General features: G+C 62.7%; 15 protein-coding genes. 3 read left to right on the top strand and 12 right to left on the bottom strand.

What is annotated here, in order from left to right; genetic code table 11:
- Positions 1-73 precede the first annotated feature (73 nt).
- On the top strand, positions 74-1,957 hold the full coding sequence (locus tag AWU82_RS27125) for a TonB-dependent receptor domain-containing protein (RefSeq protein WP_064382211.1): 1,884 nt from the start codon (positions 74-76) through the stop codon (positions 1,955-1,957).
- Here the strand turns inward: AWU82_RS27125 and AWU82_RS27130 are convergent.
- The 12 genes from AWU82_RS27130 to nrdR all read right to left on the bottom strand — a co-directional run bounded on the left by AWU82_RS27130 (position 1,954) and on the right by nrdR (position 10,638).
- Complete coding sequence (locus tag AWU82_RS27130) at positions 1,954-2,754, bottom strand: cobalamin-binding protein (protein WP_064382212.1); 801 nt, start codon at positions 2,752-2,754, stop codon at positions 1,954-1,956. The two genes, AWU82_RS27125 and AWU82_RS27130, sit on opposite strands and share 4 nt — an antisense overlap.
- Positions 2,754-3,173 carry a hypothetical protein gene (locus tag AWU82_RS27135; protein WP_064382213.1) on the bottom strand — a complete coding sequence of 140 codons (420 nt, stop codon included), beginning with the start codon at positions 3,171-3,173 and terminating at the stop codon, positions 2,754-2,756. The genes AWU82_RS27130 and AWU82_RS27135 overlap by 1 nt, the downstream gene beginning before the upstream one ends.
- Positions 3,170-3,787: a GTP cyclohydrolase II gene (gene ribA / locus AWU82_RS27140; protein WP_007955551.1), complete on the bottom strand. Its 618-nt coding sequence runs from the start codon at positions 3,785-3,787 to the stop codon at positions 3,170-3,172. Before ribA ends, AWU82_RS27135 begins: the two co-directional genes overlap by 4 nt.
- A 126-nt stretch (positions 3,788-3,913) precedes the next feature.
- Positions 3,914-4,639: a substrate-binding periplasmic protein gene (locus tag AWU82_RS27145; RefSeq protein ID WP_064382214.1), complete on the bottom strand. Its 726-nt coding sequence runs from the start codon at positions 4,637-4,639 to the stop codon at positions 3,914-3,916.
- A gap of 28 nt (positions 4,640-4,667) precedes the next feature.
- Positions 4,668-5,171, bottom strand: coding sequence for a phosphatidylglycerophosphatase A family protein (locus AWU82_RS27150; protein WP_011336134.1), 504 nt, complete (start codon positions 5,169-5,171; stop codon positions 4,668-4,670).
- Positions 5,168-6,133, bottom strand: coding sequence for a thiamine-phosphate kinase (thiL, locus tag AWU82_RS27155; RefSeq protein ID WP_064382215.1), 966 nt, complete (start codon positions 6,131-6,133; stop codon positions 5,168-5,170). Before thiL ends, AWU82_RS27150 begins: the two co-directional genes overlap by 4 nt.
- Before the next feature lie 27 nt (positions 6,134-6,160).
- Positions 6,161-6,661 carry a transcription antitermination factor NusB gene (gene nusB / locus AWU82_RS27160; RefSeq protein WP_064382216.1) on the bottom strand — a complete coding sequence of 167 codons (501 nt, stop codon included), beginning with the start codon at positions 6,659-6,661 and terminating at the stop codon, positions 6,161-6,163.
- Entirely contained in the window at positions 6,658-7,134 is a 477-nt protein-coding gene (gene ribH, locus AWU82_RS27165; RefSeq protein WP_003228649.1) for a 6,7-dimethyl-8-ribityllumazine synthase, read from the bottom strand. The genes nusB and ribH overlap by 4 nt, the downstream gene beginning before the upstream one ends.
- Positions 7,135-7,225: 91 nt before the next feature.
- The gene (gene ribBA, locus AWU82_RS27170) at positions 7,226-8,317 is read right to left on the bottom strand and encodes a bifunctional 3,4-dihydroxy-2-butanone-4-phosphate synthase/GTP cyclohydrolase II (protein ID WP_039771922.1); all 1,092 of its coding nucleotides are present in this window, start codon (positions 8,315-8,317) and stop codon (positions 7,226-7,228) included.
- Between the two features lie 16 nt (positions 8,318-8,333).
- On the bottom strand, positions 8,334-8,996 hold the full coding sequence (locus tag AWU82_RS27175; RefSeq protein ID WP_011336137.1) for a riboflavin synthase: 663 nt from the start codon (positions 8,994-8,996) through the stop codon (positions 8,334-8,336).
- Positions 8,997-9,043: 47 nt separating this feature from the next.
- The gene (gene ribD, locus AWU82_RS27180) at positions 9,044-10,177 is read right to left on the bottom strand and encodes a bifunctional diaminohydroxyphosphoribosylaminopyrimidine deaminase/5-amino-6-(5-phosphoribosylamino)uracil reductase RibD (RefSeq protein WP_064382217.1); all 1,134 of its coding nucleotides are present in this window, start codon (positions 10,175-10,177) and stop codon (positions 9,044-9,046) included.
- The gene (gene nrdR, locus AWU82_RS27185) at positions 10,174-10,638 is read right to left on the bottom strand and encodes a transcriptional regulator NrdR (RefSeq protein WP_003228656.1); all 465 of its coding nucleotides are present in this window, start codon (positions 10,636-10,638) and stop codon (positions 10,174-10,176) included. Before nrdR ends, ribD begins: the two co-directional genes overlap by 4 nt.
- 128 nt (positions 10,639-10,766) lie before the next feature.
- Here nrdR and AWU82_RS27190 point away from each other — a divergent pair, with 128 nt between their 5' ends.
- Entirely contained in the window at positions 10,767-11,231 is a 465-nt protein-coding gene (locus AWU82_RS27190) for a YbaY family lipoprotein (protein ID WP_011336139.1), read from the top strand.
- Entirely contained in the window at positions 11,228-11,884 is a 657-nt protein-coding gene (locus tag AWU82_RS27195) for a class I SAM-dependent methyltransferase (RefSeq protein ID WP_064382218.1), read from the top strand. Before AWU82_RS27190 ends, AWU82_RS27195 begins: the two co-directional genes overlap by 4 nt.
- Positions 11,885-11,894 lie beyond the last annotated feature (10 nt).

Below are 11,894 nucleotides of genomic sequence, written 5' to 3' on the forward strand. Positions count from 1 at the left end.
GGGCAAGCCCGCTCCCACAGTGTTTTGTGTCGCTGGAAATCTAGTGCACACCAGAAATACCAACGGAATACCGATGAACCTCTCGCGCCTCGCCCTGCCCTTCCTGCTGCTGCCAACCGCCAACGCCCTCGCTGACACCTTCGAACGCGATCAGGCCCTGAAGCTGCCGGACATGCTGATCAGCGCCAACCGCCAGGTCGAAGCGCGCAACGACAGCAGTGCCGCCAACACCGTGTTCACCCGCGAAGACATCGAACGCCTGCAACCGCGTAGCGTCACCGATCTGCTGCAACGGGTGCCGGGCGTGCAAGTGGCGCAAACCGGCGGACGCGGCAGCCTGCCGGGAATTTACATTCGCGGCACGCAATCGGCGCAAAGCCTGGTGCTGGTCGACGGCCAGCGCATCGGCAATTCCACCTCCGGCGACAGCAACTTGCAACACCTCAACATTGAACAGATCGAGCGCGTCGAAGTGCTGCGCGGTTCGCGTTCGGTGATTTATGGCAGCGATGCGATTGGCGGGGTGATCCAGATCTTCACCCGGCGCGGCGGCGAACAAGGCTTGCAGCCGCGTATGCATGTGGGTTTCGGCAGCAATCAGACTTGGGAACGCAGTGTCGGTCTGTCCGGAGGTGATGAGAAAACCCGTTTCAACCTCGGCGCCAGCCTTGATGAAACCGCCGGCCTCGACCGCACCCACGAGTCGTATCCCAGCGACGGCGATCACGACGCCTATCGCAATAAGTCCATCAGCCTGAGCCTCAGCCATGCGCTGACCGACGACATCGAAGTTGGCGCCAACCTGCTGGATAACCGTGGCAAAAGCGAGTTCGACAACCCGTTTGGCCGCTTTGACCCGATCACCTTCGATTCGGTCCAGCAACAGCCCTACAGCGATTTCACCGTCAGCAGTTTCAGCAGCTACATCGATGCGCGGATCAACGAGCGCTGGAAGTCGCGCCTGGAGCTTGGCCACAGCGAAAACCGCGAGAAGTCCTTCGACAAGCTCAGCGACGACCGCTCGGTGTTCAACACCTACCGCGACTCGGTGACCTGGCAGAACGATCTGACGCTGGATGCACGCAACAGCCTGATCCTTGGCGGCGACTGGTACGAAGACCGCATCAACAGCAGCACCGCATTTGATGAGGACAGCCGCTGGAACCGCGCAGCCTTCATCCAGCATCGCTTCCAGGCCGACAGCTTCTCCACCGAACTGGGCCTGCGTCGCGACGACAACCAGCAGTTCGGCGGCCAGAACAGCTGGAGCGGCACGCTGACGTTGCCGGTCAATCCGGACAACGATCTGCTGCTCAGCTACAGCGAAGGCTTCCGTGCGCCGACCTTCAACGATCTGTATTACCCGGACTTCAGCAACCCCGACCTGAAACCGGAAACCTCGAAAAGCTACGAGCTGCAATGGCGCAGCCAGTTGAGCGACAGCACTCGCCTCGAAGCCTCGCTGTACCGGACCAATCTGGAAGACGCGATCATCTTCGGCAGCAACTCACGCCCGGAAAACGTCGCTTCGGCACGGATCAACGGCTTCGAAGCGACCCTGAAACAGGAACTGCTGGGCTGGCAGAGCAACCTCGGCGTGGCGATCATCGATCCCCGCGACCGCGACACCGGCCACACATTGGCGCGGCGTGCACGGCGGACATTGAGCTGGGATCTGGATCGACAGTTCGATCGCCTTGGCCTCGGCGCCAGTTGGCAGGCCGTGAGCAGCAGCTATGACGACCTGAACAATCAGCAGCCGCTTGGCGGTTATGCACTGCTCGGACTGCGCAGCAGCTGGGCGCTGAACCGCGAGATCAAGCTGGATTTCAAGGTCGATAACCTGCTGGACAAGGGATACAACCGGGCGCTGTACAGCCATGACGGCAGTCAGTATGACTATCGCGAGGAAGGTCGGGCGTTCATGTTCGGGGTAACTTGGACGCCGCAGCTCTAACGATCTGGCGCGATCAGGTGGCAGAGTTTGGCGGTCGCCTCGATCATCTGCCCGCTCGGGCGCTCCAGACCTTTGTCGGTGACCAGCAGTAATTGCCGATGCTTCACCGCTGTGACCTGCGGCCAGGCGTTCCACGCATCGAGTTGCGGCTGATCGCCGGCCAGAATCACTTCGGGGTCACGCTGTAAAACCGCTTCGATGCTCACCTGCGGCGCTGGCAGGCTCAAATCGGCAAACACATTGCGCGCGCCGCACACTTCAAGCGCATCGCTGATGATCTGCCCGCCGCCGACGGTGTACAGCGGCGCGTCCCAGACCTGATAGAACACCCGCAGCGGCGCTTCCCGGCGGTAGCGTTGGCGCAGTTCATCAAGGTTGCGCCGCAGCGCCGCAGCCCATTCGACCCCACGCTCAGGACGACCGAGCTGTATCGCGATGGCTTCAATCTGCGCGGTCAGTTGTTCGAGACTGTGGGGCTCGGCAACGAAAGTCGGGATGTTCAAGCGCTTGAGCTGATCGCGCTGAGCCGGGCCGACACTGCCGGGCCATAGCAGCAACAAGTCAGGTTTGAGGCTGAGCAGCCGTTCCATGTCGAGCTGGCCGTAACGGCCCACCGAAGGCACATCCTTGATCGCGGATGGCCGCTCACCGCCATCCAGCACACCGACCAGCAGATCGGCCGAATCCAGTTCGACAACGATTTCAGACAGAGATGGCGCAAGGCTGACCACCCGTAGAGCGGCCAGCGTTTCACCGCTGACGGCCAGCAGCAGAACCGCCAGCCAGAGACGCCGCATCAGGCGAGTTGACGCGGGATACGGTAGAGGTAGAACAGCACCGCCGTGGACAGCGCCAGCAACATGAGCGGCACCGCTTCAAGACCGACGAACACTGCCAGCGCGCCAATCCATGCCGGCAGCGCCGCGACCACGAATGCACTGCGAAGGCAGGCCGCCAGGGCGATCCAGGCAGCGGGTTCTTCAGGGGTATCGAGGGCTTTTTGCGTGGCGATCAGCGCGTGCTTGTAGCGCCCGAAAAATTTCAGGCTGACAAACATCGAAGCCACGCCAGCGATAAAAAAGGGCATCGCCAAGACCGGCAGAATCGCCTCACCCTGGCCGAACACAGCGTTGATCACGAACAGCGGCACCAGCGCCAGCGCCAGGTATTTCCACCAGGCGATCGACAGACGGCGCCGCACTTGCCCGCGGGTCACGCCCGGTCTACCTCGCCCTGATGCTCGTTGCCCATCATGTGGTCGAGCTTGCTGGCCTTGGTCGCCAGATAGAGTTTGTTGTGCGGGTTGTGGCCGGTGTGCAGCGGCACGCGCTCGGCGACGACGATGCCCATGTCGGTCAAGGCTTTGACCTTGCGCGGGTTGTTGGTCATAAGACGCAGGGATTTGACGCCCAGATGCTCGAGCATCGGCAGGCACATGGCGTAGTCACGCTGGTCGGCGGCAAAGCCCAGACGCTCGTTGGCTTCAACGGTGTCGGCGCCGCCGTCCTGCAATTCGTAGGCACGGATCTTGTTCAAAAGACCGATGCCGCGCCCTTCCTGACGCAGGTACAGCAACACGCCACGGCCTTCACGAGCGATGGCCTTGAGGGCGCCTTCGAGTTGCGAACCGCAGTCGCAACGCTGGCTGAACAAGGCATCGCCGGTCAGGCATTCGGAGTGCAGACGGCCGAGTACCGGGGCACCGTCGGCAATCTCACCCAGGCTCAGCACAACGTGCTCGCGGCCGGTGGCTTCATCGAGAAAACCGTGCATGGTGAATTGCGCAAAAGGCGTTGGCAGCTTGGAAGCGGCGACAAAAACGACAGGCACCGGTGTGCTCCTGATCTGAAAAGTCCGAGATTCGCTGGGCGGCATTGTAACAGCAGGTACCCGCAGGCGCTTAGGCTGAATTATCGGGGATAACTATCAAAAAGTTTGATGACAGGCCCGTCGCCCCTACTCGAACGGATACGGCTGCTTCCAGCGCTCGAAGATCGGCTTCAACTCACCGCTCTTCACCAGTTGTTCCATGCGTTGGTCGTAGATAGACATCAGCGCCCGGCCTTGCGGGGTGTCGGCGAAGCCGAGGTACAGCGGCAATTCCGCCAGATGTGAATAACGGTACTGCGAAGGATCGGCGGCGTTTCGCAGCACCGCTTCGATTTCCGTCAGCGCATCGATGTAGTAATCCGCACGCCCCTGCTTGAGCATTGACAGGATCCCGGTGCGGCGTTCGATCTGGTTGAAGCGTTTGACGTTCGGCAGGTAGGTTTCGTAGCGATAGCCGCGCACCCAGGCCAATCGATACTTGCCCAGCGTCGCCTGGGTCGGCGATGGGTTGCTGGCAAGACCCAGCGCGTAGATGTGGTCGGAATCGAAATTCCATTTCGGATACAGCACCTGCTCGGCTTCACCGCGATAGGAGCCGACCAGTGCGTCAGCTTCCTTCAGTTGCACCAGACCCACCGAGCGGGTGTAGGGCACGGTGCGAATATCCAGGGTCACGCCGGCCGGTTCGAAGACTTTGCGCAACACGTCCCAGCCCAGGCCATGACCATCGGCGGCGGTGTAGTCTTCCCAATCTTCACTGGCCAGGTGAATGACCGACGGCGGTGCGTCCTGTGCCTGGGCCACGGCGCCAAGCAAGGTCAAAACCACTATCGCCAACCAGCGTCGAGTCATCCCTGCGCCCCTCATCCACGCCTGGAAATCAGGCGAAAACCCACACCAGTCCCTGCATCGCCAGCCACGCGAACACGCCGGCCAGCACGTCGTCGAGCATGATGCCGACGCCGCCGTGAACATGCCGGTCGATCCAGCGGATCGGCCACGGCTTGAGAATGTCGAAGAAGCGGAACACGAGGAACCCGGCCAGCAACCAGTACCAGCCTTCCGGCACCAGCCACAGGGTGATCCACATCCCGACCATTTCGTCCCAGACGATGCCTTCGTGGTCGTGCACCCGCAGATCGTCGGCCACTTTGCCGCACAGCCAGAAGCCGAACAGCATGGTGATCCCGAGCATCAGCCAGTACCCCCAGTCCGGCAGCATCTGCCACAACGGAATAAAGGGTAGTGCAACTAACGAGCCCCAAGTGCCCGGCGCCTTGGGCAAGGTGCCCGAACCGAAACCGAACGCCAGAAAATGCCAGGGGTTGCGCCAGACCGACGGCGGAACGAATTCGGCCGGAACCTGTTTCGGGTGATCTGTCACGGTGACTCCTGAAAATGTTGATAACCCCGGATTTGCGGGGTGATGTCGTGCCCGTCGCGATCCAGCAGCACTACGCCCTGCCCTTGCGTCACGCGGCCGATCACATGGATCGACCAGCCATCGGCGAGCAATGCCGGCAACTCGACGGACGACAAGGTGAAGGCCAGCACGTAATCATCGCCGCCGCTCAACGCCGCACGCTCGGCGCCGCGCTGGCCGAGAAACGCCACCAGCGCATCCGACAGTGGGACACGCTCACGCTCGATTTCAAGGCGAACCTTCGACGCCAGGGCGATGTGGCCACAGTCGGCGAGCAGGCCATCGGAGATGTCCAGCGCCGAAGTGGCCTTGCCACGCAGCGCCTGGCCGAGAGCGAGTTGCGGTTGCGGCGCCCAGTAATGATCGAGCAGCGGCCGGGCGATGTGTGGTTCGGCGTCTCGCTGCCCCAGCACCAGCGGCAAGGCCCCGGCGGCATTGCCCAGCTCACCGCCGACACACAGCAGATCGCCCGGCTGCGCGCCGCTGCGGGTCAACGCTTTATCGGCCGGGACGCGCCCGAACACGGTGACGGTCAGGCTCAACGGCCCGCGGGTCGTATCGCCGCCGACCAGTGCCACGCCGCAGCCCTGCGCCATGCGGTTCAAACCGCGGGCATAGGCTTGCAGCCAATCGGCAGTCACCGTCGGCAGAGTCAGGGCAAGGGTAAAGGCGACGGGCGTGGCACCCATGGCAGCGAGGTCGCTGACCGCCACGGCCAGCGAGCGCTGACCGAGCAGAAACGGATCGCAGGGATCGGCGAAATGTACGCCGGCCACCAGCGTATCGGTGGAAACCGCCAGCTGTTCCCCGGAAGGAACCGCCAGCAAGGCGCAGTCATCGCCGATCCCCAGTGCAACGCCTTCACCGCCCTGCGCACAAGGCGCGGCGGCGAAGAAATTGCGGATCAGCTCAAACTCGCCCATGGCCGAGAAAAAGTATTCAAGCGCGGATCAGCGCTTGAACGCCTTCACTTCAGCTTCACGCAGGCGCGGAGCCAGCTTGTCGAGCACGCCGTTGACGAACTTGTGGCCGTCGGTCGAACCGAACACCTTGGCCAGTTCGATACCTTCGTTGATCACAACGCGGTACGGCACGTCGACGCGCTTGAGCAGTTCCCAGGTGGACAGGCGCAGAACCGCCAGTTCAACCGGATCCAGCTCTTCGATCGCCAGATCCAGGCAAGGCGTGAGCGCGGTGTCGATTTCGGTCTTGAACTGCGGAACCCCGTGGAGGATTTCGCGGAAGTACGCGCCATCGACATCGGTGAAATCGTTATCGACCCGGAACTGCGCTTCGATCTCGTTCAGCGAAGCCTTGGCCATGTGCCATTGATACAGGGCCTGAGTCGCGAGCTGACGGGCTTCGCGGCGCTTGGCGCTTTTAGATGGCTTGCCGGCATCCGCAGGTTTCGGATCGCGCGGGTTGAAACGATCGCTTTCGTCGCTAATCACTTGGCCTCCAACTGCGCCAGCAGGCTGACCATTTCCAGAGCGGACAGGGCAGCTTCAGCACCTTTGTTGCCGGCCTTGGTGCCGGAACGTTCGATGGCTTGCTCGATGGAATCAACGGTCAGGACGCCGAAAGCGACCGGTACGCCGAACTCCATGGACACCTGGGCCAGGCCCTTGGTGCACTCGCCAGCCACGTATTCGAAGTGCGGAGTGCCGCCACGAATGACCGCGCCCAGGGCGATGATTGCTGCGAACTCGCCTTTCTGGGCGACTTTCTGCGCAACCAGCGGGATTTCGAAGGCGCCAGGTGCGCGGATGATGGTGATGTCGCTTTCGCTCACGCCGTGGCGAACCAGGGCATCAACTGCACCGCTGACCAGGCTTTCAACCACGAAGCTGTTGAAGCGGCCCACTACCAAAGCGTAGCGGCCTTTAGGGGCGATGAAGGTACCTTCGATGGTCTTCAGGGTCATTCGTCAGATCTCTTAAAGAGCCGGGACGCGTCTGTTTCGCGTCCCTCAGTGATTTATTTGCCGCGAATACAGGGCCGGAAACAACCGGTCATTATTCGGAGGGCACGTATTCTACAACTTCCAGATCGAAACCGGATATCGCATTGAACTTCATCGGCGCGCTCATCAAACGCATTTTGCGCACGCCGAGGTCACGCAGGATCTGCGAGCCGGCACCGACAATGCTGTAGGTGGTCGGCTTTTTCGGTGCGGCCTGATCACCGGTTTCGCGGATGTGCGCCAGCAACACGTCGCCATCGAGCGGGTGACCGAGCAACAGCACCACACCGCTGCCGGCCTCGGCAACCGCAGCCATGGCGGCGCGCAGGCTCCAGCGACCCGGTTGCTTGACCATCAGCAGGTCGCGCAGCGGGTCCATGTTGTGCACGCGAACCAGTGTCGGCTCTTCGGCGCAAACGGTGCCCAGGGTCAGTGCCATGTGCACGTCGCCTTCCACGGAATCACGATAGGTCACCAGGTTGAATTGGCCCAGTTCGCTGTCCAGCGGCTGCTCGGCAATCCGCTGAACGGTACGTTCGTGGATCATCCGGTAGTGAATCAGGTCGGCGATGGTGCCGATCTTGATGTTGTGTTCGGCGGCGAACGCTTCCAGTTCGGCGCGACGGGACATGGTGCCGTCGTCGTTCATCACTTCGCAGATCACGCCGCTTGGCTCGAAACCGGCCATGCGCGCCAGGTCGCAGGCGGCTTCGGTGTGACCGGCGCGGGCCAGGGTGCCACCAGCCTGGGCCATCAGCGGGAAAATGTGGCCCGGGCTGACGATGTCTTCGGCTTTCGCGTCTTTTGCAGCAGCCGCTTGCACGGTACGTGCGCGGTCAGCGGCGGAGATGCCGGTGGTCACGCCTTCGGCGGCTTCGATCGAGACGGTGAACTTGGTGCCGAAACCGGAACCGTTGCGTGGCGCCATCAGCGGCAGCTTCAGGGTTTCGCAACGCTCGCGGCTCATCGGCATGCAGATCAGGCCACGGGCGTACTTGGCCATGAAGTTGATGTGCTCGGCCTTGCAGCATTCGGCGGCCATGATCAGGTCGCCTTCGTTCTCGCGGTCTTCGTCATCCATAAGGATGACCATCTTGCCTTGGCGGATGTCTTCAACCAGTTCTTCGATGCTATTGAGCGCCACAAGGCACCCCCTTCAGTCAGGATTTGAGGTAGCCGTTGGCGGCCAGAAAGCTTTCAGTGATGCCACCGGACGATGGCTCGGCAGCCTTGTCGCCCAAAAGCAGACGCTCCAGATAACGCGCCAGCAGGTCGACTTCCAGGTTCACCCGGCGACCTGGCTTGTAGGACGCCATGATGGTTTCGCTCAAGGTGTGCGGGATGATCGTCAGCAGGAATTCGGCGCCATCGACCGCGTTCACGGTCAGGCTGGTGCCGTCAACGGTGATCGAGCCCTTGTGGGCGATGTACTTGGCCAGCTCTTTCGGTGCGCGGATGCGAAATTCCACGGCGCGGGCATTGTCGCTGCGCGAAACCACTTCGCCGACACCGTCGACGTGACCGCTGACCAGATGCCCGCCGAGACGGGTGGTCGGGGTCAGGGCTTTTTCCAGGTTGACCGGGCTGCCGCTTTTCAGGTCATTCATGGCGGTGCAGTCGAGGGTTTCGCGACTGACGTCGGCGGCGAAGCCGTTGCCCGGCAGTTCAACCGCAGTCAGGCACACGCCGTTGACCGCGATGCTGTCGCCGAGTTTGACGTCGCTCAGGTCGAGCTTGCCGGTTTCGACATGCACCCGCACATCACCGCCCTTTGGGGTCAGTGCGCGGATACTGCCGATGGATTCGATGATGCCGGTAAACATGGGGTTCTCCTTGAGAACGAAGCCAGCGCTAACGCGATGGCCGGGAATTATACGCTCGCCGACGGGACAGGGATGGCAGTGACTCGCCAGTCATCGCCAACCGCGCGAATTTCAGTGATTTTCAGCTCGGGCGCATCCTTCATACAGGCCAGCGGCCAGTCCAGAAGCGGACGCGCCGTGGAGCCGAGGAACTTGCCGGCAATGAAGATCACGAACTCGTCGACCAGACCGAGTTGGGCAAATGCGCCGGCCAGTCGCGGACCGGCCTCGACCAGCACTTCGTTGACGCCACGGTTGGCCAGTTCGATCAACAATTGATGCAGATCGACCTGACCGTCATCGCCCGGCACGATCAGGCATTCCGGGCCATGGGCGTACTGTTCTTCGATGGCCACGCAAGTGGCGACCAGCGCCGGGCCGGCCTTGAAGAACGGCGCATCGAGCGGCACCCGCAGACGGCCGTCGATCAGCACCCGCAGCGGCGGACGGCTCAGGGCCAGCGCGGTTTGTTCGGCATCCAGTCCCAGCTCTTCGGCGCGAACGGTCAGGCGTGCGCCATCGGCCAGCACCGTGTCGGCGCCGGTCAGCACCACGCTGGCCTGGGCGCGCAACCGCTGCACCGCCGAACGCGCGGCAGGGCCGGTGATCCATTGGCTCTCGCCGCTTTCCATCGCCGTGCGGCCGTCGAGGCTCATGGCCAACTTGACCCGCACGAACGGCAAGCCGTGTTCCATGCGCTTCAGAAAACCTTGATTGAGCTTGCGCGCCTCAGTTTCCAGCACGCCGCTTTCGCTGGCGATGCCGGCATCGGCCAGGCGTTGCAGACCGCGTCCGGCGACTTGTGGATTGGGATCACGCATCGCCGCGACCACCCGGCCGACACCGGCATTCACCAGCGCATCGGCGCACGGCGGTGTGCGGCCGTGGTGGCTGCAAGGTTCGAGGGTCACGTAAGCCGTGGCGCCTCGGGCCCGTTCACCGGCGGCGCGCAGGGCGTGGACTTCGGCGTGGGATTCGCCGGCGCGTTCATGCCAGCCTTCGCCGACAATCTGCCCGTCGCGCACGATCACGCAGCCGACCCGGGGATTGGGATGAGTCGTGTAGTGCCCCTTGCGCGCCAGCTCCAGGGCCCGGGCCATGAAGTGGGCGTCGAGAATGGCCTGATCGGCGGCGGTGGTCATTCTTTCACCGGTTCACGGGCGAGGCGGTCGATCTCTTCGCGGAACTCGTTGAGGTCCTGAAAGCGGCGGTACACGGAAGCGAAACGGATGTAGGCGACTTCATCGAGCTTTTGCAGCTCGGCCATCACCAGTTCGCCGACCACGAGGGACTTGACCTCACGCTCGCCAGTGGCGCGCAGCTTGTGCTTGATATGGACCAGCGAGGATTCGAGGCGCTCGACGCTCACCGGACGTTTCTCCAGGGCGCGTTGCATGCCGGCGCGGAGTTTTTCTTCGTCGAACGGTTGGCGGCTGCCGTCGGTTTTGATCAGGCGCGGCAACACCAGTTCGGCCGTCTCGAACGTCGTGAAACGTTCGCCGCAGGCCAGGCATTCACGCCGGCGGCGCACCTGTTCGCCCTCGGCGACCAGACGCGAGTCGATGACCTTGGTGTCGTTGGCACCGCAGAAGGGACAGTGCATGGTGGCTGGCAACAAAAAAAGGGAGGGCCATGGTAGCGCATCCCGGTGGCAAGACAAGCCATAGGCTTTGCGGTATACAGACTGCCATGATCGATTGATCCATGGATTTCATTTTGCTGGAGCCGCCAATGTCCCTACGACCGCTCGTTTTGCTCAGTGTTTTCAGCCTGCTGGTAGCCTGTGGTAGCGATGCGCCCAAGCCTCAGCCGCCCACGCCGGGCCCGGCGCCGCAACAGGCGCAGAAAAAAGCCCGGGAAGCCGCCGACCTCGGCCCGCTGCCGGCGTATCAGCGCGAACTGAGCGGCACCCTGCAAGGCGTGCCGGCCGGTGCCGAAGTCGAGCTGGCGCTGCTGGTGATCGATGAGAAGGATCGCCCGCAGCAATTGCTCGCCAGTTCCAGCCTGATCGGCAACAACCAGATTCTGCCGTTTCACCTGCGCTTCAACCCCGAATCCTTCCCGGTTGGCGCGCGGGTTGAATTGCGCGGCCGCGCCAGCCAGTCCGGCCAGTTGATCCTGCACCTGCCGTCGCAGACCATCACTCAGCCGACCACCCAGGCGCTGGGCCAGCTGCAATTTGTCAAAGCCCCATGAATGCACCGTCAGACCTGCAACAGTCGCTGGGCGAGTTGCTCGGCGACGCGCGACTGAAAGCCTGCACATTGCCGGACACCGATTTGCAGCTGTGGCTGATCGATGGCGACAACATGGCCCGCGAATTCAGCCAGGAAGAAACCCAACGCATCCTGCATGAACCGCCGTACTGGAGTTTCTGCTGGGCCAGCGGTCTGGCGGTGGCGCGCTATCTGGCGGAGTTTCCCGAGTGGGTCCGGGGCAAACGGGTGCTGGATTTCGGCGCCGGTTCCGGGATCGCCGGCATCGCGGCGGTGAAGGCTGGCGCGCTGGAAGTGGTGGCCTGCGACCTTGACCCGCTGGCGATTGCCGCCTGTCGGGCGAATGCCGAACTCAATGATGTGCAAATGAGCTATTCCACGGACTTCTTCGCCGAGGCCGATCGCTTCGATCTGATCCTGGTGGCCGACGTTCTCTACGACCGGGAAAACCTGCCGCTGCTCGACGCCTTCCTGAGCCGTGGCCGCGAGGCGCTGGTGGCGGATTCGCGGGTCCGGGATTTCCGTCATCCGCTGTACCGGCGCATCGAAATGCTCGAGGCCATGACCCTGCCGGATCTGGCCGAGCCCGAAGAGTTTCGCCATGTCAGCCTCTACCATGCGGCCCGCGCCTGACCGTATAGTT

The sequence above is a fragment of the Pseudomonas glycinae genome (genome assembly GCF_001594225.2).
Lineage (GTDB): Bacteria > Pseudomonadota > Gammaproteobacteria > Pseudomonadales > Pseudomonadaceae > Aquipseudomonas > Aquipseudomonas glycinae.